The sequence below is a fragment of the Thioclava sp. ISO4 genome (assembly GCF_058105145.1).
In genome coordinates this window covers 772,837-796,864 of sequence record NZ_CM176571.1, presented here as the reverse complement: position 1 = coordinate 796,864, position 24,028 = coordinate 772,837, and the positions used below count along the sequence as shown (strand labels likewise).

Here is a 24,028-nt window from a genome sequence, read left to right as displayed (position 1 = left end):
GGTCTACCCTCGGAGTCTCCAACCAGAGACGATTCCCACCGAGTCCCGCCGTCATGTATCTCGACAATGCAGAAACCAACCGCCGTTACGACGCCGCTCTCGCAGAGCTGCGGGCGCGGGGCGTGTTCCGCTCGACCCGGCCGCCAATGGGCGCGCGGGTGCTGCATTGGCTGGGCTTCGAGCCGCGCCCGATTCCCTATCTCGACTGGAAGCAGAACCTGCTGATCTTCGCAGCCGGATTCGCAGTCGCGCAGCTTCTGGTGGATCACCTGCTGAACGCGACCGAGGGCATGTCCTTCGCGCCGCATCTGGTGACGCTGGTGATCTCGGCGCTCGCCTTCGGCGCGCTGATGGCGCTGTGGCAGATCCACCGCAAGAACAAGCTCGGGCTGAGCGATTGGGACGACCTCTAGGGGCGGCCTCGAGGCTCGGAGCCAAAGCACCGGCGGTCTGGCCAGCGCGCAGGTTTCTTCCTAAGCTGCACGCAACCTGACGCGCCTTCCCGCGCCACATTGCCCCGGAGCCTGAATGCCCAAACGCCTGCGCCTGACCCGTCGCTTTCCCGTCGCCATGACCAATGACGCCTATCGCAGACTCAACCGGTTCGCGCAGGAGGCGGAAATCACGCCCGACGAGGCGCTGACCTTCCTGTTCGAGCATTTCAACTCCGTCACCCACGAGGAAAATCTCAACCACCGCCTGCGGCTGTTCAAGGCCGAGCTTGGCGAGCGCAAAGCCTGATTTCGAAAGGACATCCATGACCCGCCTGTCTCTCGCTTTCGCTGTCGCGTCCCTTGCCCTCTCGGCCCTGCCTGCGCTCGCCTTCGACGCCGCCGACCGCAACGCGGTGACACAGGAAGTCGCGGGCTTCACCAAGGCGGTGGACGATAAAGACTACTCCGTCTTCTTCGACACGGTGCCGCCGAAGATGATGCAGGCGATTGCGGATCAGACGGGCGTGCCGAAAGAGCAGCTCGAAGACATCATGCGCAAGCAGATCAACGACGCGATGGCCTCGGTGACGATCGACGATTTCGAGATGAACATCGCCGCGATGAAGACCGGAGAGACGTCTTCGGGCCGGGCCTATGCGCAGATCCCGACCTCGACGGTGATGGAGGTGCCCGATATGGGCAAGGTGCGCACGACCAATACCACGCTGGCGCTGCAAGACGGCGAGGAATGGTATCTGGTGCGCATCGACAGCCCGGCGCAGATCGCGGTTCTGCGCAAGGTCTATCCCGATTTCGAAGGCATCGAGTTTCCCAAAGGCACGATGGAAGCGGTGCGCTAACCGCACCGCGCCGCTCGCTTTTTCCGCGCTTTCCGTTCACGTCCGTTCACCTCTCGCGACGGAACGCCGCCCTCTCCCTCGCGTTGAACGCAACGTCGTGCTGGAATGACGTTGCGGCGAAACGCTCATGAGGGGCTTACGTTCGCGTCACTTAGGGGTCAGATTGGCCCCGTGATCAGGGAGGACCGCAGCGAATGGCGGCACAACTTTATTGCTTCGGTGAGTCTGGCAACGCCTACAAGGCGGCGCTGACGATGGAACTGGCGGGCTACGACTGGGAGCCTGTCTATGTCGATTTCTTCAACGGCGAGGCGCGCAGCGCCGAATATCAGGCGCTGAACGAAATGGCCGAGGCGCCCGTCTTCAAAGAGGGCGACCTGACGCTGTCGCAGTCCTGCGTGATCCAGCTTCATATCGCGGAGCAGACCGGAAAATTCCTCGCCGAGGATCGCAACGAGATGATGCGCTGGCTGTTCTGGGACGCGCAAAAAGGCTCGGGCCAGCAGGGCTCGCTGCGCTTCCTGATGAACTTCCTGCCCGAAGAGAAGCGCCCGCAAGAGGCGATCGCCTGGCTCAAGGGCCGCGTGCTGACCGCGATCAAGACGCTCGAGCGGCATATGGAGGGCCGCGACTGGGTCGTCGGCGACCAGCCCAGCTTGGCCGATTTCGCCTGCTGCGGCTACCTCTACTACCCCGAGCCCTTCGGGTTCGACCGCAAGGAATTCCCCAATATCGACCGTTGGCTGGACGGCATCGCCGCCCTGCCCGGTTGGAAACACCCCTATGATTTGATGCCCGGCAATCCTTCCGACCGGGCGTGAGGAGGAACCATGACGGAAGCCTATATCTATGACGCAGCCCGCACCCCGCGGGGCAAGGGCCGCAAGGACGGCTCGTTGCACGAGGTCAGCTCGGTCGCGCTGTCGGCGCGGCTGCTGAACGCGGTTGCCGAGCGTAACAACCTCGAAGGCCACGCGGTCGAGGACGTGATCTGGGGCAACGCGACCCAGGTGATGGAGCAGGGCGGCTGCCTTGCGCGCTCGGCGGTGCTTCTGTCGGATCTCGACGAACGCATTCCCGGCCTGTCGATCAACCGCTTCTGCGCGTCCGGCATGGAAGCGGTGAACCTCGCCGCCAACCAAGTGCGCGGCGGCGCGGGCATGGGCTATATCGCTGGCGGCGTCGAAATGATGGGCCGCGTCGCGATGGGCTCGGACGGCGCGGCAATCGCCGTGGACCCGTCGCTCGCGATGAAGACCTATTTCGTCCCGCAGGGCATCTCGGCCGATATCATCGCCACCGAATACGGCTTTAGCCGCGAAGACGTCGACGCGCTCGGCGTGGAATCGCAGCGCCGTGCAGCCGAGGCGATCAAGGAAAACCGTTTCGCGAAATCCATCGTGCCGGTGAAGGACCAGAACGGTCTGACCATCCTCGACCACGACGAATTCCCGCGGGCGGGCACCACGATGGAAAGCCTCGGCGGCCTCAAGCCCTCCTTCAAGGAGATGGGCGAGGTGATGCCGGGCTTCGACAAGGTCGCGATGCTGAAATACCCGCATCTCGATCACATCAACCACGTCCACCACGCGGGCAACTCCTCGGGTATCGTGGACGGTGCCGCCGCCGTGCTGATCGGCAACAAGGAATTCGGTGAGGCGCATGGCCTCAAGCCCCGCGCGCGCATCCGCGCCACCGCGAAGATCGGCACCGATCCGACGATCATGCTGACCGGCCCGGTTCCGGTGACCGAGAAGATCCTTGCGGATTCGGGCATGTCGATCTCCGACATCGACCTGTTCGAAGTGAACGAGGCCTTCGCGGCCGTGGTGCTGCGCTTCATGCAGGCCTTCCAGGTCGATGCCGACAAGGTCAACGTCAATGGCGGCGCGATCGCGCTTGGCCACCCGCTCGGCGCCACCGGCGCGATCATCATCGGCACGCTGCTGGACGAGCTGGAACGCCGCGATCTGAATACCGGTCTGGCCACGCTTTGCGTCGCGTCCGGCATGGGCGCCGCGACCATCATCGAGCGCGTGTGAGGGAGGAACAAATGGCTGATTTCAAATACGAACTTGGCAGCGACGGCGTTGCCGTCATCACTTGGGACGTGCCCGAGAAGTCGATGAACGTGATGAGCATGGAGGGCTTCGCGCTCCTCGACAGCTTCATCGACAAGGCGCTGGCGGATGACGCCGTGAAGGGTGTCGTGATCACCTCCGGCAAACCCGATTTCGCGGGCGGCATGGACCTCAACGTCATCGCGCAGATGCGCGAAGGCGGCGCTCAGGCGATCTTCGACGGCGTGATGCAGATGCACCATGTCCTGCGCAAGATCGAGCGCGCGGGCATGGACCCGAAGACCAACAAGGGCGGCAAGCCGATCGCAACCGCGATCCCCGGCACCGCGCTCGGAATCGGTCTGGAACTGCCGCTGTCGACGCACCGCACCTTTGTCGCGGACAATCCGAAGGCGAAGATCGGCCTGCCCGAGATCATGGTCGGCATCTTCCCCGGCGGCGGCGGCACCACCCGTGTCTCGCGCAAGCTCGGTGCGATGGCGGCGGCGCCCTTCCTGCTGGAAGGCAAGCTCTCGGACCCCAAGAAGGCTAAAGCCGCGGGCCTGATCGACGAGGTCGTCGAAGATCCGCTGGCCGCCGCGAAGGAATGGGTACTGAACGCCAAAGACGCCGATCTGGTGAAACCGTGGGACGCGAAGGGCTTCAAGATGCCCGGCGGCGCGCCCTATCACCCGGCGGGCTTCATGACTTTCGTCGGCGCTTCCGCGATGGTGCATGGCAAGACCGCGGGCGTCTATCCGGCGGCCAAGGCGCTTCTGTCGGCGGTCTATGAAGGCGCGCTCGTGCCCTTCGATCAGGCAATCAAGATCGAGGCGCGCTGGTTCACCAACGTGCTGCTGAACCCGTCGTCGACCTCGATGATCCGCTCGCTCTTCATCAACAAGGGCGCGCTGGAGAAAGGCGCGAACCGTCCCGACGTCCCGGACCAGAAGGTGAAGAAGGTCGGCATCCTCGGCGCGGGCATGATGGGCGCAGGCATTGCCTATGTCTCGGCCAAGGCCGGTATCGAGGTCGTGCTGATCGACAACAGCCAGGAGGCCGCCGATCGCGGGAAATCCTATTCCGAGGGCATCCTCGACAAGGGCATCTCGCGCAAGAAGGTCACCGAGGAAGGCAAGGCGAAGACGCTGGGCCTGATCAACGCGACCACGGATTACGCCGCGCTTGAGGGTTGCGACCTGATCGTGGAAGCGGTGTTCGAAGATCCGGGCGTCAAAGCCGAGGTCACCAAGAAGGCCGAAGCCGTGATCCCGCAGGACGCGATCTTCGCAACCAACACCTCGACGCTGCCGATCACCGAGCTGGCCAAGGCCAGCGCGCGCCCCGAGCAGTTCATCGGCATCCACTTCTTCTCGCCCGTCGACAAGATGATGCTGGTGGAGATCATCAAGGGGGCCGGGACCGGCCCGGTGGCCGTGGCGAAAGCGCTCGATTTCGTGCGCCAGATCCGCAAGACGCCGATCGTCGTCAACGACGCGCGCTTCTTCTACGCCAACCGCTGCATCATCCCTTACATCAACGAGGGGATCCGCATGGTGGCCGAGGGGGTGAACCCGACGCTGGTGGAACATGCCGCGACGATGGTCGGTATGCCGCTGGGGCCGCTGCAGCTGGTGGACGAGACCTCGATCGACCTCGGCGTGAAGATCGCGAAGGCCACTAAGGCCGCAATGGGCGATGCCTATCCCGATGAGGCGGTCGACGACGTGCTGTTCTGGATGGCCGACGAAGGCCGGATGGGCCGCAAGTCGAACGCGGGCTTCTACGACTATGACGAGAAGGGCAAACGTCAGGGCCTCTGGGAAGGTCTCGACGCCAAGTTCCCGCGTGCGGACGAGCAGCCCGATGTGCATCACGTCCAGCATCGCCTGCTGATGGCGCAGGTGCTGGAAGCGGTCCGTGCCTTCGAGCAGGGCGTGCTGGAAGACATCCGCGAGGGTGACGTGGGCGCGATCCTCGGCTGGGGCTTCGCCCCATGGTCGGGTGGCCCGTTCAGCTGGCTCGACATCCTCGGCGCTGGCAAGGCCGTCACGATCTGCGAGGCGCTCACCGCGCAATACGGTCCGCGCTTCGAGGCCCCGGCCCTGCTGCGCGACATCGCGGCCAAGGGCGAGACCTTCTACGGTCGCTACGGCGACGGTCAGGCCGCGAAAGCCGCCTGATCCGACAACGCGAGAGAAACCAGAACGCCGGGACCGAAAGGCCCCGGCGTTTTTCTATGCCCGGACGCGCTTCCACATCCGAGACGCTCAGCTTTCTCCAGGACAAAGGAAAACGCCGCACCTTGGTAAAGGTGCGGCGTTCGGCCTGTCAGTTGATCAGGAGGGAATCAGGCCGGGCTATCACTCTGCCGCGTAAGCGTGCGCGGTCAGATCTTCGTCGATGAGCCCTGCAACGATCGAGCGTGCCATTTCAAGCGACAGCGTCTCGTAGTTCGGGCCTGCATCATCGTCGAAGAGTGCTTCGAGCCGGTGGCTGTTGATCGAACCGCAATGGACCATGCCAGAACCATTCGCGTAGACGATCTCCTCCTCCTCAAACTCCAGCACGATCACGTCGATCGGACGGTGGGGTGTAATCCGATCGATCCCACGATAGCCTTCAAGAGCAGAGGCGGGGATTACGGCGAAGGGGTCACCGTAAATTGCCTCAGCCATGTCGCTTTCCACCATCATGTTCTGTTCAGGCAAAAGCAGCATCGGGGTTTTGTTGCCCAACGCGCCGACCGGCACGGCGAGCGGCTTGCGATGGTCCGGGCAACGCCCGTGACCGAGCCAGAGTTGAGTTCGCTTGACGTCCACGACGGGACGCAGGCCACTGTCGAAGGTCATGACCATGTCACCGACCGCAATTGCTTCCACCGGGCGCCAGCCCATAGCGGTCGCGATTCGCGTTCCGGCAACGATACCCGACGCAGCCCCGTTATCGAGCACTCGCCCGGAGGTTGCGCCCGCCAGAGCGGAATCAAAGGCGCAATCGTCGTTCCAAGTCGTCGTTGCACTGCGGGTCATGTCGGTCTTCCTTCTGAAAGTCGGCGAGGCCATTTCTTCGTCCTACCTAGATCAATTGATTCCTAGGGAGTTTCCGGGGCCGAAAGGTGTCCGAAATGTGGCAAACCCATACTTTCGGACAGTAAGTTGCTCACGGACCCGTGATTGACCTATCTTTTTGGATAGGGGTTCGCTCGTTTGACCTATCTTTTCGGACAGGGGGGCGCTCACAGACCCGTGAGAATCGCCCAAATTGCGTCGCAAATTGCAATTGCGCGAAAATTTAGAATCGGTAACCGAACCGCGCGATGTCCTCGGCACAGAGTTTCGAAACCACTTCAGCGTCGAAATCTGAAAAATACCCGCGCCAGTTGCGCTTCCGCTTGGAAATGTTGGATCGCGCGAGGGGAGTCACGGAAAACCCGAGATGTGACGCGAGGGGGGCGGCATCGGCCTCGACATCTTCGAGGCGAATATAGAGGTCGCAAATCTCCTCCCCGTCCGGCAGCCGCATGTAGCTGCCATAGGGGGCCGCCGCGAGCGATGCCTGCGTGTGCGGATGGTTAAGGAAGTCCGAAAAGCTGAGCGACTTTGCTAACGCCACGGCGGGATGCGCCATCCGCTGCTCGCGCAACCAATGGTAGTAGCTGACGACCCGGTCCCACGGGTTCCGCACCAGCGTGAAGGTGAAATAGGCGCGCGCCTCGTCTTCGCTATAGAGCCCCAGCCCGTCGCTCAGCGTGGAATGCTTCCAAAGCCGCCCCCGGGTCTCGCGCCCCTCCAGCCTGCGTTTGCGCCGCCGCGCCTTGGGCGTATCGCCGATCAGCAGATCATCCGCCATCGCGCGGTTCTCAAGCGCGAGCGTCAGCGCCGTGCCGCCCGTCTTCGGGATATGAACGAAGATGTAGCGACGGCCATGCGAAACGATCATGCGCGCGACACTAGCCGTGACGAAAGATGATGCAAATCCTCTTTCCTTTCTCGCGATGCCGCCTGAAGATGCCCGGACAATTTACGTGGAGGATTTCATGGGCTGGCTTGCCGACGAGACGGGTCTGGAGAAATGCGCGGCGAATTACGCACCGCTTACACCTTTGTCGCATCTCAACCGCGCGCTGGAGGTCTTCCCCGAGCGACCTGCGGTCATCTACGGCAGCCGCTCTTATAGTTACGTTGATTACCACGCGCGCGTGAGTCAGCTGGCCTCCGCCCTCAAGGCGCGCGGCGTGACCCCCGGCGACGTGGTGGCGACGATCCTGCCCAATACCCTGCCCCAGATCGAGGCGCATTTCGGCGTGCCCGCCTGCGGCGCGGTCCTCAACGCGATCAACACCCGGCTCGATGTCGATACCGTCGCCTATATCTTCGAACATGGCGGCGCGAAGATCGTGCTCTGCGACGTAGCCTTCCTGCCGGTGGCCGAAGAGGCCGTGAAGAAGATGAAGGGCCCCGCGCCGCAGATCGTCGAAGTGGCCGACCCCGAGCACGGGTTCGAGCCGACCGGGCATTACCTCGAATACGAGGCGCTGGTGGCCGAGGGCGATCCGATGTTCACCTGGATCATGCCCGAGGACGAATGGGAGAGCATCGCGCTCAACTACACCTCCGGCACGACCGGCAAGCCCAAGGGCGTCGTCTATCACCACCGGGGTGCCTATCTCTCGACTCAGGCCAATGCGATCTCGTGGCGGATGCAGCTCTATCCGGTTCTGCTGACCATCGTGCCGCTGTTCCATTGCAACTCGTGGACCCATAGCTGGATGATCCCGATGATGGGCGGCACGGTCGTCGGCTGCCGCGATGTGACCGCGAAGAATATCTACGACGCGATCGCCGATCATGGCGTAACGCATTTCGGCGGCGCGCCGATCGTGCTGAACACGATCATCAACGCCAAGGAAGAGCATCGCCGCGCCTTCGATCACGTGGTCGAGGTCTTCACCGCCGGCGCCCCGCCGCCCGCCTCGACGCTGGCCGCGATCGAGCCTCTGGGCTTTAACGTCACGCAGGTCTACGGGCTGACCGAAACCTATGGCCCGGCGGTGGAATGTACCTGGAAGCCCTCTTGGGACGAAACCAAGGGCGAAGCGCGCGCTGATCTGAAGGCGCGCACCGGGGTTTCGATGCCGATGCTCGAGAAGGTCACCGTCTACGATCAGGGCAAGGAGGTCGCGCGCGACGCGCAGCATCTGGGCGAGATCGTCTTCCGCGGCAACATGGTCATGAAGGGCTATTTCAAGAACCCGCAGGCGACGCGCGAGGCCTTCGAGGGCGGCGTGTTCCATTCGGGCGACATCGCCTTCATGCATCCAGACTGCTACATCAAGATCACCGACCGCGCGAAGGACATCATCATCTCGGGCGGCGAGAACGTCTCCTCGGTCGAGGTGGAGGGTGTGATCTGCGCCCATCCGGCGGTGTCGCTCGCCTCGGTCGTGGCCAAGCCGGACGAGACCTGGGGCGAGGTGCCCTGCGCCTTTGTCGAGCTGAAGGAGGGCAAGGAGGCGACCGAGGAAGAACTGATCAAGTTCTGCCGCGAACGGCTCGCAGGCTTCAAGACGCCCAAGCGCGTGGTGTTCTCGGAACTGCCGAAAACCTCGACCGGCAAGATCCAGAAATTCGAGCTGCGGGCGGTCGCCAGACTGCTCGACGCGTAGGTCTACATTACTACGCGCGCGCGCCCGCGCGCGAGGGGCGCGCGTGAAATGCTCAGCTTTCGCTCTCGGCGCAATGCTGGCGGAAGGCGCGCGACAGCATGTCCAGCTCGGCGCGCAGCAGGTCGATCTCGGCGCGCAGATCACCCGCGAGCGGCGCGCCTGCGACCAGCGAGAAGCGGTCGATCACTTCGCCATCCGCCTTGCGGCAGACGAGGAAGGTCAGCACCCCCTCGCTCAGCAACTCCGCCGGGATCGGCTGCGCGATGCGCCAGTCGCCGGGCGCGCCGCTGACCGACAGCCCTTCGAGCACCTCGCCCTGATGGCGCACTTCCAGATCGGGCGCCTCTTTCTCATGGCTCACCGCTTCCCAGCGCCCTGCCTTGATCCGCGTGCTGTCCAGCATCCTCGCCTCCGTCACAGTTCGGCGCGCGGGTAGCGCGCGAAGGTGAGATCGCGGATCACCACCTCGTTCATCCGTGGGTTCTCAAAAATCAGATCGACCCACGCCTTTTCCAGTCGCCGCTCGTTCATCCGCGTATAGGCCAGATCGAATTCGACATAGCGCGCGCCGTCGCCATGCGGCAGTTCGCGCACCAACTGCTCCGAATTGGGGCCGTGCTTGATGTTGAGGCGGCAGAACACTTCCAGCTCCCGCTCGCACTCCAGCTGCATCTCCAGCCGGATGAGATGGTTGAGTTGCAGGCCGCCCAATGCGGCGTCGGGCAGGTCGAGCACCAGCGACAGGAACGATCCTTCGAACCGCAGCACATCGAGCCGCAGCCCGAACGGGGCGAGCGTCTCGCCCTTCGTATTGCGGATCTGGCGCAGCGTTATCTCGGAGCGCGGGCAGTCATGGAACAGGGTGAGGTCATCACCCAGCTTGTCGCGGCTTTGTGCCCCCGCGATGCCATGCGGATGCGCCTTCACACGCCACAGCGGCGGACGCCATGCCCAGTCACTGCCCGACGGTTTGCGCAGGGAGCTATCGCTGGGAAAGGCCGTCAGCCGCTGCTCGGTCGCACGCAGCACCGTATCGACTTCGTTGCGCAGCGCACGCGCCCGGGCGCGCAGACCGCGCAGCCCGTCGGGGTCCAATGCAGGGACCTTGGACGCCGCATCGCGCCAGCGCCGCAAGCTGCGTCGCTCGGCAATCCGTTGCAACAGCGATCCGCCGTTCCGTCCTGCCATGTGCTGCCCTTCTTTCCCGCCTGCCGGTGCCGTTTGCGGCATCACAGCAGTTATTCCTTATCATCGGGTTGCGAGAAAGGGGGAATTTCCGCACGAACTCATTGCGTTCCGGGTTTCGACCGGGAAGGTGAGCGCGCGTCGGCTTGGGCGGTCAATTCGCGGCGCGGATCGCGGCGATGAACCGCTCCAGCAAACGGCGTTGCTGGGCATAGCTCATTTCGCCTTCCTTGAGCGGCATCACCGACAGCGCCGTGATCCGCCCGCCAAGGGCCGTGACGCCCCGCAGATAGGTCTTGGCGATCGGCGGCCCGCCCGTGCCGGAGCGATCCTCGACCCGCAACAGCAAAGCGCCATCCGCGATATCCGTACTCTTGATCGCGACGTCTTCCGCCTCGCCCGAGCGCGACAGCGCCGCGCGCCCGATTTCGGAATGGAAGAACTCGCCGATCTTCTCGAGCCGGTCCTTCGACAGCTTGCCGGAGCCGTCTTCCAAGGCGGGCGGCCCGACCGTGACGCTCAGCAGCGCGGGCTCGGGCGCGTGGGCGTCGTCGGCATTGCCAGAGATCGCCGCGCAATTGCCAAAGAGCGCGAAGCCCCCCGCGCCGGAATTGCGCAGGCTTTTCGGATCGACGCACCAGCCTTTCGGCGCCGCCACCGTCAACGCGCCATTGGCGAGCGTCGTGCGGGCCTTCGCGACCTGCGCCGTGCCGAAGGCGGTCGGCTGGCAGGCGGCCAGCAAACCGGTCATCCCCAGCGCGAGGGCGAGGGACTTCAAAAGACGCGACGAGCGGTGTCCGACAGCAGAAATCATGCGCTTGGAGATAGCCTCAGGGCCTTCATCGCGCAAGCCTGCCGGGCCTCGAAGCAAATCGACTGCGCGGGGTTCAGCCCAACGCGATCCGGCGTGCCGCAGCCGCGCCGTCGTCGGGATCGTGGCTGACCATGAGGCAGGGAATACGCTCGGCCGCGAGATGCTGCAGCGTGAAGCTGCGGATCTCGGCGCGCAATTCCGCATCCAGCGCGGCGAAGGGTTCGTCGATCAGCACCGCACGCGGCCGCGCCAGCAGCGTGCGCATCAGCGCCGCGCGGGTGCGCTGCCCGCCCGATAGCGTCGCCGGGTCGCGATCCGCCATGCCTGCAAGCCCGGCCTGTTCCAGCGCGGCCTCCACCGCGGCGCGTCGGGCCGCCTTACCCTTCACTTGCGCCGACAGACCGAAGGCCAGGTTGTCGCCGACCGAGAGATGCGGGAAAAGCTGCGCCTGCTGGAACAGCATCCCGATGCCGCGCTTCTCGGCGGGCAGATGCGTGACGCTTTCACCATCGAGCCGCACATCGCCCGAAGCCGTGAACCCCCGCGGCAGATGGCCCCCGATATGGGCGAGCAGGCTCGACTTGCCGATCCCGGAGGGCCCCATCAGGCAGACGGTCTCTCCGGGTGCCACGACGAGCGACAGCGCCGCGAAGAGCGGGGCGGAGGCGCCGGGCGCGGTCAGGCTCAGATCGATCAACTCAAGGCTCATGCCACTCCTCCGCGCAAGCCGCGCCGGTTGCGATGCCACCATGCCGGCACGGCGAGCGCCAGCGCGAACCCTACCCATGGCAGCGCCGCCTGCATCAGCGCAAGGATCGCGGCCAGCCGCCGATCCGCCCCCGAGGCCAGCGCCACGGCCTCCGTGGCCAGTGCCTGCACGCGCCCCGCGCCGGGTAGCAGAACGGCGAGATATTGCGCCACCGACACCGCCACCCCGATCGCCGCCGCCGCACAGATCGGGCCCAGCAGCATCGGCAGCTTGATCCGCAGCAGCCGGCGGGTCGGTCCGGCCCCGAGGCTCGCCGCACTGGCGAGATGCGCCGGGTCGAGTGCGCGCCACGGCCCGGCCAGCGCGATCATCACATAGGGAAAGACGAAGAGCAGCTCTGCCCATGTCACCGCGACCGGCCCCGGCGGCAGGCCAAGCCAGAGAAACCCGGTGGTGAGCCCCTGCAGGAACCCGATCTGCGGCAGCAAGAGCGGCAGGACGATCAGCGCACCGAGCGGCAGGCGCTTGCCGGTGCGATCCTCGCTTTCCAGCCAGAGCATCGCGAGGATCAGCGCCAGCGCGGTCGAGATCAGCGCAAGCGTCAGACTGGTCAACGCAGGCCCCGCCCAATCGGCGCTGGCCCAGCGTTTGAGGGTCAGATCAGCGGGCAGCGCATCGGGAAACCGCCAGAAGCTCGCAAGGCTCCACAGGACCAGCGCGCCGAGCGATCCGAGCGCCAGCACGCCCCCCGCCCCGATCAGGCCAGCGCCGCTCCAGTTCCGCCGCGCAGCGCCGCGATGCCCCGCCCGGATCGCCGTCCCGCCCAGCCGTGCCACCGCGCGCTCGCCGACCATCCACAGCGCCGCACTCGCCCCCATCACTTCCAGCAAGATCACCGCCAGCGCCGAGGCGGGCACCGCCTGCGCGGGATCGGGCGCGCCGTAGAGCCGCAGGATGCGCACCGACAGCGTCGGCGGGTTCGACGGCCCGAGAATCAGCGCCATGTCGACAACCGACAGCGAAAACGCCAGCACGATCAGCACCGGCAACCGCATCGCCGGGTACAGCTGCGGCCAGACGATCCGCACCCAGACGCGGCCCGGCGCATAGCCAAGCGCACGCCCCGCCGCCATCTGCTCGGCAACCGGGCGCTGCGCGGCGGCCACCAGCGTCATCAGCGTCAGGAACGGCACCTCTTTCAGCATCAGCCCGAGGATCAGCGACAGCCCCCACGGATCGCCCACCGTCACGATCTGCGGCGGCAGATCCCAGCCGGTCGCCCAAGGCGATATCAACCGCGCGGCCCAGCCCGAGGGCGCGATCAGGAAGGCCAGCCCGATCGCCAGCGCCGCATGGGGCACCGCCAGCAGCGGCGTCAGCCAGCGCGACGCCGATTGCCGCGTCACCAGCCAGCGCGCCAGCGGGATCGAGGCCGCGAGCGACAGCAGCGCCGCCCCCAAGCCAGTCACCAATGTCAGTCGCAGAGAGGTGAGGATACCGGGCGCGGCCAGCGCCTCGGCGAAGCCCTCCCAGCCCAGCGTGACGCGCCCCAGCCCCGGCTGCCAGCCGAAACCGGTCGCCAGCGTCAGCGCCGCGCCGAGCAGCACCGGCGCGCCGATCACCAGCGTCAGGATCGCGCCCGCGAGCCGCATCAAACCCTCACTTCGTGTAGCGCCGCGCCCAGTCCTCGGTGAGCTTCGTCATCCAGCTCGGATGCGGCTCGGGGAGCGTCGGCCCGAGATCGTCCAACGTCGGCAGCGCAGGCGCGGTGGGCAGATCGGCGAAAGCCTGTTTCGCATCGGCATCCAGCTTTGCCGGATCGAGCACCGAGAAACTGCCCAGCACGCGGATGTCCTGCATATGGGCCTGCGTGGCCGGGTCGAGCAGGAAATTCGCGACCAGCTCCGCCCCCGCCTGATGCGCCGCGTTATAGGGAATCGCGACGTAGGAGATATTCCCGATCGTGCCGCCTTCGGGCACCCAGGCGCGGACCGAGGGCGGCAGAACGCCCTGCTCGATCATCGCGGCCGGTGCCGCCGGATCGAAGAACATCGCGAAATCGACCTCGCCATCGGCCAACAATTGCGCCTGCACGCTCTCGTTCTCGGGGAAGGATTTGCCCTCGCGCCACATCAGCGGACGCAGCGCGTCATACCATGCCCAGAGCGGCGCGGTTTCCTTGGCATAGGCCTCATCCGTCACGGGTAGCGACAGCGCCGCCGGATCGGGCGCCAGTTCGACCAGAGCCTGCTTGAGGAAGCTCGCCCCCATGAAATTCGACGGGTTGGGATGGGTGAAGCGACCCGGATGCGCCTTGGCCCAGTCCAGAAGCCCCGCCATATCCTTCGGCGGATCGCTCACCCGCTCCGCATCATAGGCGAAGGCGAATTTCGCAAGCCGCCACGGGCTCTCATAGCCTTCGGTCGGCACGGTAAAATCGGTCGTGGCCGCCGAGCCCTCCGACAGGTCGAGATACTTCGCATTGGGCAGATCGGAAACGAACGGCCCATGCAGCAACCCCGCTTCCTTCATCGCCAGAAAGTTCGGCCCGTTGATCCAGATAAGGTCCACCGCGCCGCCGTCATCCTTGCCTGCCGCCTTCTCGGCCTGCACGCGCGAAACGGCCTCGGCAGTGTCGGACAGTTTCACCTGCTCGACCGTGACGCCGTATTTCTCCTGCATCTGGTCGGACACCCAATCGATGAAGGCATTGGTGCGCGGGTCGCCGCCCCAGGCGTTGAAATAGACCGTCTGGCCCTTCGCCTCGGCCTCGGTCTGTGCCCAATCGGCAAAGGCGGGCGCGGCGAAGGTCAGCGCGAGACTCGCGGCAAGAACCGGGGCGGCAAGAAGGTTTCTCATACTCTCTCCGTTCAGGAAAACGCCCGCCAGCCTATCAGCCAGCGGGTCACGGTGGTCACGAAACAGGCGGCGGCGAAGAGGCCCGCGAGGATCGGGAAGGCCTGCGGAAACAGGCAGATCGCCGAGAAGAACAGGATCGTCTCGGCCCCTTCGGTCAGCCCGCCGAGGTAGTAGATGCCCTTGGTCGGATAGGCATCGGTGCTCATCCCGCGCTTGGCGGCGATCGAGGCGAAGGCGAGGAAGCTCGACCCGGTGCCGACGAAGGCCGCGATCAGGATGGTCGCGGCCAGCGCGTTGCGCGCAGGATCGGCCAGCGCGAAGCCCACCGGGATCAGCGCGTAGAACAGGAAATCGAGCGCAATATCGAGGAACGCCCCGCGATCGGTCGGTCCCTTGATCCGCGCGATGGCCCCGTCGAGCCCGTCCGCGATCCGGTTGATGAGGATCAGCGCCAGCGCCAGCCAATAGGCGTGGAACGCCAGCGCCGGGATCGCCAGAAGACCCAGCGCGAAGCCCGCCACCGTCACCTGATCGGCGCGGATACCGCGCGCGGCCAGCGCCTCGGCGGGGGGCTGCATCATCGCACGTTGCAGCGGCAGGAGAGCAGCGTCGATCATCCGCGCCTCCAGGTCATGAAACGCTCGGCGATCCGCAGCGTGCGCGGGTTCACATGGGCCTGCCGCCAGCGCCCGGCGGCGTTCTTCGCAGCCTCGGACCAGCTGGGATAGATATGCGGCGTCGAGAGGATCTTGCCCAAGCCCAGCCCGTGCCGCATCGCCAGCGCGAATTCCGCCAGCACCTCGGCCGCATGCGCGCCGCAGACCGTCGCGCCAAGGATCTTGTCGGAGCCTTTCGCGGTGACGATCCGCACGAAGCCGCTCCCCGCCCCTTCGGCGAGCGCGCGGTCCAGATCGCCCAGCGGATAGGTTGTGACCTCGTGATGCACGCCCTCGGCCTCGGCCTGAGCCGCCGTCATCCCCACCCGCGCCAGTTCGGGCGAGGTGAAGACCGCATGCGGGATCGGCGCGGCATGGGCTTTGAAGCGCCAGAAAGGCGAGGCCAGCGCATTGGCCGCCGCGATCCAGCCCTGATGACCTGCGGCATTGGTCAGCTGCAACGGCCCCGCCGCATCGCCCGCGGCGTAGATATTGGGCATGAGCGTCTCAAGGTAGTCGTTCGTCTCGATCACCTTGTTCGCCGGAATGCCCAGCTCCTCCAGCCCGAAACCTTCGAGCCGCGCCTTGCGCCCGACCGCCACCAGAAGCGTGTCGAAATCGATCTTCGAGCCGTCCTCCAGTTCCAGCCATTTGCCGTCGTCGTGCCCGAAACGGATCGCCTTCGCGCCGAGCTTCAGGTCGACCCCATCGGCGCGCAAAGCCGCCGCGATGGCATCCGAGGCTTCGACATCTTCACGGATCAACAGCCGCTCCGCCGCCTCGACCACGGTGACGCCCGCGCCTAGCTGCGCCAGCGCCTGCGCGATTTCGCAACCGATCGGGCCACCGCCGAGGATCACCATCCTCTCGGGCGGCGCGGGCATTGCAGCAAGCGTCTCCCACAGCGTGTCCGAGGTCAGCGGCTCGACCGATCCGATCCCCTCGATCGGCGGGATCACCGGGGCCGCGCCGGTCGCAAGCACCACTCCGCGCGCGGTCAGCCGCTCATCGCCCACACGCACCGTCCAAGGGTCTTCCAGCCGCGCATGGCCCTCGATCACCTCGACACCGAGACCCTCATAGCGCTCAACGGAATCATTCGGCTCGATCTGCGCGATCACCTCGGAGATCCTCTGCGTCAACACCGGCCAATCGACCGAGACATCCGCGCGCACGCCCAGCGCCTCGGAGCCGCGCGCCACGCCCGCAGCCCGAGCCGAGGCGATCAACGCCTTCGACGGCACGCAGCCGAAATTCAGGCAATCGCCGCCCATCGGACCTTCCTGCACCAGCGTCACTTTCGCCTTCGCCTGCGCCGCGACATAAGAGGCCACCAGCCCCGCAGCCCCCGCGCCGATCACGATCAGGTTGCGGTCAAACTTGGCCGGGCGCTCATAGCCGCGATAGGCCCGCTTGCGTGCCCAGACCCGCAGCGCCGCGCGCGCCACCCACGGAAACACCGCCAGCGCCGCGAAGGCACCCAGCAACCCCGGCGAGACGATCCCCGACAGGCTGTCCAGATCGCCCAGTTGCGCGCCCGCCGCGACATAGACGGCGGTGCCGGGCAGCATGCCGAGCTGCGAGACGGCATAGAATTTCCACGCTTTCATCCGAGTCAGCCCGAAGGCGAGGTTGATCACGAAGAAGGGCACGACCGGGATCAGCCGCAGCGAGAACAGGTAGAATTCCCCGTCGCGCGCCGCCCCTTTCTCGATCTTCGCGAGCCGCGGGCCAAGCCGCCCGCGCACCCAGTCGCGCATCAGGTAGCGCGCGACCAGAAAGGCCAGCAGCGCCCCGATGGAGGACGCGAAAGAGATCAGAACCAGCCCCCGCCAGAACCCCAAAAGTGCGGCACCCAGCAGCGTCAGCCAGACCGCGAAGGGCAGCGACAGCGCCGTCACCACGACGTAAGTGACGAAGAACCCGATGGGCAGCGCCAGCGGATGCGCTTCGCGCCACGCCGCGAGGCTGTCGCGCAGCGCGCGCAGCCGCTCGGGGTCGGGATCGGCCACCAGAAAAGCCGCGATCACCGCCAAAGCGATCAGGCCGAGGAATATCAGAGGTTTGCGCATGGTCCTCCCGTGGGTCACGCCCCAGTGATAGAGGCGATGCGATCTTTCCCCAAGTCGTTTCGCGCGCGGATTTCGTTACGCGCTTTCTCTCGGGGCCGCTATTTGGCACTGTTACGCACAAAACGGAGGCGGGGATGCATTTCATTGCAGTCGATGGCGGAGGCAGCGGGTGCCGGGCGGTGTTTGCCGACGGTTCTGGCCGCGTCATCGGGCGTGGCGACTCCGGCCCTGCGAATATCGCCTCGGACTATGACGAGGCGCGCCATCACATCTTCACCGCCATCGAAACCGCGATGGGCACTATTGACGCGCGCGAGATTCGCGCGGTGCTCGGGCTGGCGGGGGCGAACCATGCGCCCGCCGCAGAGGCCTTGGCCGCCGAGCTGCCGTTTCCGGCCCGCGTCTTGCAGGACGTGACGACCTCGGTGCGCGGTGCTCTCGGGCCAGAGGACGGGATCGTCGCGGCCATCGGCACGGGTTCGTTCTTCGCGCGGCAGCTGGACGGGCAGCAGCACGCGATCGGCGGCTGGGGCTTGCGGCTGGGCGATGAAGGCTCGGGCGCGTGGATCGGCCGGGCGCTGGGGATGCGGGCCGGACGTGCGCTCGACGGGTTCTGCGCGGTGACGCCGCTCCTGCGCGCGTTGCTCGAAGAGATGGATGGGCGCAACGGGCTGATCGCCTTCAGCCTCGACGCGACCCCCGCCGATTGGGCGCGCTTCGCGCCGCGCATCCTGCAATCGACCGACCCCGCCGCCGTGGCCGTGCGCGATGCGGCACAGGCCGAGATCCGCGCGGCGATTGCGCTGTTGCAGCCCGAAGAACCGCTTCCGGTGACGTGGCTCGGCGGGCTTGGAGAGGGTCTTGCGCTGGGCGATTGGCCGCAACGGGCTGCGAAAGGCAACGCGCTGGACGGCGCATTGGCATTGGCGATGGAGGATGCGTTTTGGACAAGCTGATCTTGACGGGCGCGCGCGTTTTCGACGGCACCGACTTCCATGAAAACCATGCGATTGTGCTGGAACAGGGTCGAATTTCGGCGCTGTGCCCGATCGCGGAGATGCCCGAGGGCGAGGTGATCGAGTTTCCGGGCGGCACGCTCGCGCCCGGTCTCGTCGACCTTCAGGTGAATGGAGGGGGCGGCGTGATGCTCGGCGGGCACGCGACGCTCGAGACGATCTCCACCATCTGCGCCGCGCATGCCGCTCTCGGCGCGACCACGATCCTTCCGACGCTGATCACCGACACCCGCGCCGCGACTCAGACGGTGCTGGCGGCAGGCATCGCCGCCGTGACGCGCGTTCCGGGATTCGGCGGGCTGCATTTGGAGGGGCCACATCTGGACCCCCGACGCCCCGGCTGCCATCCGCCCGGCTGCATCCGCCCGCTGGACGAGGAAGACATCGAGACGCTGCTCGAGGCGAAGACCGGGCTGCCTACGCTGATCATGACGCTCTCGCCTGCCAATGCGACGCCCGAGCAGATCGCGCGGCTGTCCGAGGCCGGGATCGTCGTCAGCCTCGGCCATTCCGAGTGCACGTTCGATCAGGCGCAGGAGGCCATCGCGGCGGGCGCACGGATGGTTACGCATCTCTTCAACGCGATGAGCCAGCTGGGCTCGCGCGAGCCGGGCCTTGTCGGCGCGGCGCTGTCGCAGCCGGTCTCCGCGGGTCTGATCGCGGATGGCATCCATGTGCACCCCGAGACGATCCGGCTGGCGCTGGCTGCCAAACGGCGGGGCGAGGTCTTCCTCGTCTCCGACTCGATGGCCTGCGCCGGGTCCGATCTCATGGAATTCGAACTCGCCGGTCGCCGCATCCAGCGGCGCGACGGGGCGCTGCGACTGGAGGATGGCACGCTTGCCGGGGCCGATCTGTCGCTGCCGCAGGCGGTGCGCTTCATGATCGAGACGGTCGGCGTATCACCGGAACAGGCGCTCGCGATGGCCAGCCGCATCCCGGCAGAGGCAATCGGCGCGCCGGTGGGCCGGATCGCGCCGGGCTTCGCCGGGGATCTGGTGCATTTCAATGACGACTGGCGCCTGACCGAGGTCTGGCAGGGCGGTCAGGCGAAATCTTCCACCGCGTAGCCCTGAATGTAGAGCAGCGCGCTCAGATCGCCGAAGTTGATCCGGATGTCGCATTCCGCAGCGACCGAGGGCTTGGCGTGCAGCGCGACGCCCGCACCGGCGAGCTTCAGCATCCCCAGATCGTTCGCCCCATCGCCCACGGCCATCACCTGCGCGTGGTCAAGCTTCAGTTTTTCCGAAATTTCCAGCAAAGCCTGAACCTTCGCCTCACGCCCCAAAATCGGCTGCGACGGCACGCCCGTCAGCTTGCCATCCTCGACCAGCAACAGGTTCGCGCGGTTCTCGTCGAACCCGAGCGTCTTTGCGACATAGCCGGTGAACGCGGTGAACCCGCCCGAGACCAGCGCGCAATAGGCGCCGTTGGCCTTCATCGTCGCAACCAGATCATGCCCGCCCGGCATGAAGCTGATGCGCTTCTCGATCACCTCGGAAATCACGCTCTCGGGCAGACCTTTCAGCAGCCCCACCCGCTCGGTCAGCGCGCCCTCGAAGTCCAGCTCGCCATTCATCGCCCGCGCGGTGATCTCTTTCACACGCTCGCCGACGCCCGCCACATCGGCCAGCTCGTCGATGCATTCCTGCTGGATCATCGTCGAGTCCATATCCGCCAGCAGCATCTGCTTGCGCCGCCCCTCGGTGGGCTGCACGACCAGATCGACGCCCAGCCCCTGCAGGCCCTCCCAGGCCTCCCAACGATTCGACGGCACGCGGTCCACCATGAATTCGGCCGCGACATTCGGGTTGAGCCAACGCGCCGCGCCACCACCCCATGCACCGCAAAGCGCATCCAGCGTGCCTTGATCCAGATTGGCCTCTTTCGGGTCAGCGATCAGCGTGGCGGTAAACATGCGCGCTCCTTGGGGAATGTCGGTTCAAATGTCGTATCCGTGACCTGATGCGGCGCATTAGACCAAAAATTCTCCTTGCGCCAGAGCGGGCGCGAGCGTATCTGCGGCGGCGGGACACCCTTCCCCAACGAAGGGCATATATCTGGAAGGATACCAGCAATGGCTATTCAAGCTCCGGCTACGCGGCCGGCAAACCCGCGTTTTTCTTCGGGCCCCTGCACGAAGATCCCCGGTTTCTCCCTCGACATGCTCAATGACGCGCCCCTGGGCCGTTCGCACCGTGCCGCTATCGGCAAGGCGAAGCTGAAAGAGGCGATCGACACCACCCGCGAAATTCTGGGCGTGCCCGCCGATTACCGCATCGGCATCGTGCCCGCCTCCGACACCGGCGCCGTCGAAATGGCGATGTGGTCGCTGCTGGGCGAGCGCAAGGCGACGATGGTCGCTTGGGAAAGCTTCGGCGCGGGCTGGGTGACCGACGTGGTCAAGCAGCTCAAGATCGAGGCCGAGACGAAGACCGCCGACTATGGCGATATCGTCGATTTCTCCACCATCGACTTCAACACCGACGTCGTTTTCACGTGGAACGGCACCACCTCGGGCGTGCGCGTTCCCAATGGCGACGCGATCCCGGCGGACCGTGAAGGCCTGACCATCTGCGACGCCACCTCGGCCGCTTTCGCGATGGACCTGCCCTGGGACAAGCTCGATGTGACCACCTTCTCCTGGCAGAAAGTGCTGGGCGGCGAAGGCGGTCACGGCGTGCTGATCCTGTCGCCCCGCGCTGTCGCGCGTCTGGAAAACTACACCCCCGCCTGGCCGCTGCCGAAGATCTTCCGCATGACCAAGGGCGGCAAGCTGAACGAGGGCATCTTCAAGGGCGAGACGATCAACACCCCCTCGATGCTCTGCGTCGAAGATTACCTCGTTTCGCTGAATTGGGCGAAATCGGTGGGCGGGCTGAAAGGCCTGATCGACCGCGCGGACGCCAATGCGAAAGTGGTGTGGGATTTCTGCGCCACGAAGCCGTGGATCGCGAACCTCGCCAATGATCCGGCGACCGCGTCGACCACCTCGGTCTGCGTGAAGTTCACCGACGATCGCATCAAGGATGGCGCGGCGTTTGCCAAGGCCGTCGCGAAGCGGCTCGAAGCTGAAGGTGTGGGGCTCGATCTCGGCGCCTATCGCGACGCCCCGGCCGGTCTGCGCATCTGGTGTGGCTCGACCGTCGAGACGGCGGATGTCGAGGCGCTGATGCCTTGGGTCGAATACGCCTTCGAGGCCGAGATCGCCGCGCAAGCGTGATCCGTGACAGATTGGCGGGCCTCCGGGCCCGTCCTTTCCCGATATTCTGAAAATTCAAGGAGCCCAGAAAATGGCCCCCAAGGTTCTCGTCTCCGACAAGCTCTCGGAAACCGCCGTCCAGATCTTCCGTGACCGTGGCATCGAGGTCGATTTCGAACCCTCGCTCGGCAAGGACAAGGAAAAGCTCGCCGAGGTGATCGGCAAGTATGACGGTCTCGCCATCCGCTCGGCCACCAAGGTCACGGCGAAACTGCTCGAAAGCGCGACCAACCTGAAAGTCGTCGGCCGCGCCGGTATCGGCACCGACAATGTCGACAAGGAAGCCTCGAGCAAGAAAGGCGTGATCGTGATGAACACGCCCTTCGGCAACATGATCACCACCGCCGAGCACGCCATCGCGATGATGTTCGCCGTTGCGCGCCAGATCCCCGAAGCCGATGCCTCGACGCAGGCCGGCAAATGGGAGAAGTCGAAATTCATGGGGGTCGAGCTGACCGCCAAGACCCTCGGCGTGATCGGTGCGGGCAATATCGGTGGCATCGTCTGCGACCGTGCGCGCGGCCTGAAGATGAAGGTCGTGGCCTATGACCCCTTCCTGAGCGAAGAGAAGGCGGCCAACATGGGCGTCGAGAAGGTCGAGCTGGACGAGCTGCTGCGTCGCGCTGATTTCATCACGCTGCACGTGCCGCTGACGGATTCGACCCGCAACATCCTCTCGAAAGAGAACCTGCAGAAAACCAAGCCCGGTGTGCGCATCATCAACTGTGCGCGTGGCGGTCTGGTCGACGAGCAGGCGCTGGCCGATCTCATCAAGTCGGGCCATGTCGCGGGCGCGGCCTTCGACGTCTTCGCCGAGGAACCGGCGACCGATAACGTCCTGTTCGGCCTGCCGAACGTGGTCTGCACGCCGCACCTCGGCGCCTCGACCACCGAAGCGCAGGAAAACGTCGCCCTGCAAGTGGCGGAGCAGATGTCGAACTACCTGCTGGACGGCGCGGTCGAAAACGCGCTCAACATGCCCTCGATGACCGCCGAAGAGGCGAAAGTCATGGGCCCGTGGGTCCGTCTCGCGCAGCACCTCGGCGGCTTCATCGGTCAGATGACCGAAGATGCGATCAAGGCGATCAACATCACCTTCGACGGTGTGGCATCCGAGATGAACCTCAAGGCGCTCGACGCCGCGGTGGTTTCGGGCATCCTGAAAGCCAGCCAGCCGGACGTGAACATGGTCTCCGCGCCGGTCATCGCGAAAGAGCGCGGCATCCAGATCTCGACCACCTCGCAGGACCAGACCGGTATCTTCGAAGGCTACATCAAGGTCACCGTCGTCTCGGAGAGCAAGGAACGCTCGATCGCGGGCACCGTGTTCTCGGATGGCAAGCCGCGCTTCATCCAGATCAAGGGCATCAACATCGACGCCGAAGTGGGCGAGCACATGCTCTACACCACCAATGACGACGTGCCCGGCATCATCGGCAAACTCGGTACGATCCTCGGCCAGAAGGGCGTGAACCTCGCGAACTTCACCTTGGGTCGCTCCAAGCAGGGCGGCGAGGCGATCGCCATCGCCTATGTCGACGAGGCTGTCGGTCAGGACGTGGTCGACGCGCTGAAAACCTCGGGTGGCTTCAAGCAGGTCAAACCGCTGGAATTCGTCCTCGGCTGATCTAGCTGAACGGTTGAATCCGGGCCCTCCGCCGCGCGCGGGGGGCCTTTTCATTGGAAGGGACAGGCATGCGCACCTATGCGATCGGCGACATTCACGGACATCTCGACAAGCTCAAGCATGCGCACGAGCTGATCGCAGCGGATCGCGCGGCATGCGGCGAGACAGAGGCCCCGATCGTGCATGTCGGTGATCTGGTCGATCGCGGGCCGGACTCTGCCGGGGTGATCGATTACCTGATGAAGGGCGAGCAAAGCGGCGAGAACTGGATCGTGCTGCGTGGCAATCACGACCGGATGTTCCTTGGCTTTCTCGACGATCCCTATACCGAAGACCCTATCCTGAGCGCGGAGGTCTCCTATCTCAATCCGCGCGTCGGCGGCGAGGCGACGCTGGAAAGCTACGGCATCGAGAACGCTTTCTCCCGGCCGCTCGACGAGGTCGCAAAGGAACTATCCGCCATCCCGCAGGCCCACCGCGACTGGCTCGCGGGTCAGCCCGCCTATTTCCCCCGCGGCGAGGCGATCTTCGTTCATGCAGGCATCCGCCCCGGCGTGGCGATGGAGGATCAGGTCGAGGATGACCTGCTGTGGATCCGCAAACCCTTCCTGACCGATCCACGCGACCACGGCGCGCTGATCGTGCATGGCCATACAAATATCAAGGCGGCCACCCATTACGGTAACCGCCTCAATCTCGATTCCGGTGCGGGCTATGGCCACCCGCTCTCGACCGCAGTCATCGAAGGCCGCGACGCGTGGCTTCTGACGCCCGAGGGCCGGGCCGAACTGCCGCGCGGCTGAGCG

General features: G+C 65.5%; 23 protein-coding genes. 12 read left to right on the top strand and 11 right to left on the bottom strand.

Annotated elements, in window-relative coordinates:
* Window positions 1–53 precede the first annotated feature (53 nt).
* The 6 genes from AC2TZ7_RS04055 (at window position 54) to AC2TZ7_RS04030 (ending at window position 5,537) form a co-directional block, all read left to right on the top strand.
* Entirely contained in the window at window positions 54–413 is a 360-nt protein-coding gene (locus tag AC2TZ7_RS04055) for a DUF6404 family protein (protein ID WP_489865984.1), read from the top strand.
* Window positions 414–528: 115 nt separating this feature from the next.
* On the top strand, window positions 529–741 hold the full coding sequence (locus tag AC2TZ7_RS04050; RefSeq protein WP_078522325.1) for a hypothetical protein: 213 nt from the start codon (window positions 529–531) through the stop codon (window positions 739–741).
* A 16-nt stretch (window positions 742–757) separates the two neighbouring features.
* Window positions 758–1,294, top strand: coding sequence for a hypothetical protein (locus AC2TZ7_RS04045; protein ID WP_489865983.1), 537 nt, complete (start codon window positions 758–760; stop codon window positions 1,292–1,294).
* A gap of 194 nt (window positions 1,295–1,488) precedes the next feature.
* Window positions 1,489–2,115 carry a glutathione S-transferase family protein gene (locus AC2TZ7_RS04040; RefSeq protein WP_489865982.1) on the top strand — a complete coding sequence of 209 codons (627 nt, stop codon included), beginning with the start codon at window positions 1,489–1,491 and terminating at the stop codon, window positions 2,113–2,115.
* A gap of 9 nt (window positions 2,116–2,124) precedes the next feature.
* A complete protein-coding gene (locus tag AC2TZ7_RS04035) occupies window positions 2,125–3,336 on the top strand; it encodes an acetyl-CoA C-acetyltransferase (RefSeq protein WP_078522322.1) in 1,212 nt (403 codons plus the stop codon).
* Between the two features lie 11 nt (window positions 3,337–3,347).
* Window positions 3,348–5,537 (top strand): 3-hydroxyacyl-CoA dehydrogenase NAD-binding domain-containing protein, encoded by a 2,190-nt coding sequence (locus AC2TZ7_RS04030; RefSeq protein ID WP_489865981.1) that lies wholly within the window; start codon window positions 3,348–3,350, stop codon window positions 5,535–5,537.
* A 180-nt stretch (window positions 5,538–5,717) separates the two neighbouring features.
* Here AC2TZ7_RS04030 and AC2TZ7_RS04025 read toward each other — a convergent pair whose 3' ends face one another.
* Entirely contained in the window at window positions 5,718–6,386 is a 669-nt protein-coding gene (locus tag AC2TZ7_RS04025; protein WP_168174816.1) for a Hint domain-containing protein, read from the bottom strand.
* Between the two features lie 262 nt (window positions 6,387–6,648).
* On the bottom strand, window positions 6,649–7,296 hold the full coding sequence (locus AC2TZ7_RS04020; RefSeq protein WP_489865980.1) for a sulfotransferase family 2 domain-containing protein: 648 nt from the start codon (window positions 7,294–7,296) through the stop codon (window positions 6,649–6,651).
* A 97-nt stretch (window positions 7,297–7,393) separates the two neighbouring features.
* Here AC2TZ7_RS04020 and AC2TZ7_RS04015 point away from each other — a divergent pair, with 97 nt between their 5' ends.
* The gene (locus AC2TZ7_RS04015) at window positions 7,394–9,022 is read left to right on the top strand and encodes an AMP-binding protein (protein ID WP_489865979.1); all 1,629 of its coding nucleotides are present in this window, start codon (window positions 7,394–7,396) and stop codon (window positions 9,020–9,022) included.
* A gap of 52 nt (window positions 9,023–9,074) precedes the next feature.
* Here AC2TZ7_RS04015 and AC2TZ7_RS04010 read toward each other — a convergent pair whose 3' ends face one another.
* The 8 genes from AC2TZ7_RS04010 to AC2TZ7_RS03975 form a co-directional block, all read right to left on the bottom strand.
* Window positions 9,075–9,425 carry a hypothetical protein gene (locus AC2TZ7_RS04010; RefSeq protein WP_078606023.1) on the bottom strand — a complete coding sequence of 117 codons (351 nt, stop codon included), beginning with the start codon at window positions 9,423–9,425 and terminating at the stop codon, window positions 9,075–9,077.
* Between the two features lie 11 nt (window positions 9,426–9,436).
* Window positions 9,437–10,210: a DUF6478 family protein gene (locus tag AC2TZ7_RS04005; protein ID WP_098412392.1), complete on the bottom strand. Its 774-nt coding sequence runs from the start codon at window positions 10,208–10,210 to the stop codon at window positions 9,437–9,439.
* 151 nt (window positions 10,211–10,361) lie between these two features.
* Window positions 10,362–11,021 (bottom strand): hypothetical protein, encoded by a 660-nt coding sequence (locus AC2TZ7_RS04000; RefSeq protein WP_489865978.1) that lies wholly within the window; start codon window positions 11,019–11,021, stop codon window positions 10,362–10,364.
* Between the two features lie 73 nt (window positions 11,022–11,094).
* The gene (locus AC2TZ7_RS03995) at window positions 11,095–11,730 is read right to left on the bottom strand and encodes an ATP-binding cassette domain-containing protein (RefSeq protein WP_489865977.1); all 636 of its coding nucleotides are present in this window, start codon (window positions 11,728–11,730) and stop codon (window positions 11,095–11,097) included.
* Complete coding sequence (locus tag AC2TZ7_RS03990) at window positions 11,727–13,382, bottom strand: ABC transporter permease (protein ID WP_489865976.1); 1,656 nt, start codon at window positions 13,380–13,382, stop codon at window positions 11,727–11,729. Before AC2TZ7_RS03990 ends, AC2TZ7_RS03995 begins: the two co-directional genes overlap by 4 nt.
* Window positions 13,383–13,389: 7 nt before the next feature.
* Complete coding sequence (locus AC2TZ7_RS03985) at window positions 13,390–14,589, bottom strand: ABC transporter substrate-binding protein (protein ID WP_489865975.1); 1,200 nt, start codon at window positions 14,587–14,589, stop codon at window positions 13,390–13,392.
* 11 nt (window positions 14,590–14,600) lie between these two features.
* On the bottom strand, window positions 14,601–15,206 hold the full coding sequence (locus AC2TZ7_RS03980; RefSeq protein ID WP_489865974.1) for a CDP-alcohol phosphatidyltransferase family protein: 606 nt from the start codon (window positions 15,204–15,206) through the stop codon (window positions 14,601–14,603).
* Window positions 15,203–17,317, bottom strand: coding sequence for a dihydrolipoyl dehydrogenase family protein (locus tag AC2TZ7_RS03975; RefSeq protein ID WP_489865973.1), 2,115 nt, complete (start codon window positions 17,315–17,317; stop codon window positions 15,203–15,205). The genes AC2TZ7_RS03980 and AC2TZ7_RS03975 overlap by 4 nt, the downstream gene beginning before the upstream one ends.
* Window positions 17,318–17,451: 134 nt before the next feature.
* Between AC2TZ7_RS03975 and AC2TZ7_RS03970 the strand changes: the two genes are divergently transcribed.
* Window positions 17,452–18,273 (top strand): glucosamine kinase nucleotide-binding domain-containing protein, encoded by an 822-nt coding sequence (locus AC2TZ7_RS03970; protein WP_489865972.1) that lies wholly within the window; start codon window positions 17,452–17,454, stop codon window positions 18,271–18,273.
* Window positions 18,261–19,403 (top strand): N-acetylglucosamine-6-phosphate deacetylase, encoded by a 1,143-nt coding sequence (gene nagA / locus AC2TZ7_RS03965; RefSeq protein ID WP_489865971.1) that lies wholly within the window; start codon window positions 18,261–18,263, stop codon window positions 19,401–19,403. The genes AC2TZ7_RS03970 and nagA overlap by 13 nt, the downstream gene beginning before the upstream one ends.
* On the opposite strand, the gene serB is transcribed toward nagA, so the two are convergent.
* Window positions 19,379–20,251 (bottom strand): phosphoserine phosphatase SerB, encoded by an 873-nt coding sequence (gene serB, locus AC2TZ7_RS03960; protein WP_078550872.1) that lies wholly within the window; start codon window positions 20,249–20,251, stop codon window positions 19,379–19,381. The two genes, nagA and serB, sit on opposite strands and share 25 nt — an antisense overlap.
* 159 nt (window positions 20,252–20,410) lie before the next feature.
* Between serB and AC2TZ7_RS03955 the strand changes: the two genes are divergently transcribed.
* From AC2TZ7_RS03955 to AC2TZ7_RS03945, 3 genes are all read left to right on the top strand, one after another.
* On the top strand, window positions 20,411–21,556 hold the full coding sequence (locus AC2TZ7_RS03955) for a phosphoserine transaminase (protein ID WP_489865970.1): 1,146 nt from the start codon (window positions 20,411–20,413) through the stop codon (window positions 21,554–21,556).
* A gap of 70 nt (window positions 21,557–21,626) precedes the next feature.
* A complete protein-coding gene (gene serA / locus AC2TZ7_RS03950) occupies window positions 21,627–23,222 on the top strand; it encodes a phosphoglycerate dehydrogenase (protein WP_098409694.1) in 1,596 nt (531 codons plus the stop codon).
* Between the two features lie 68 nt (window positions 23,223–23,290).
* Window positions 23,291–24,025, top strand: a complete 735-nt coding sequence (locus AC2TZ7_RS03945; RefSeq protein WP_489865969.1) for a metallophosphoesterase family protein — start codon at window positions 23,291–23,293, stop codon at window positions 24,023–24,025.
* Window positions 24,026–24,028 lie beyond the last annotated feature (3 nt).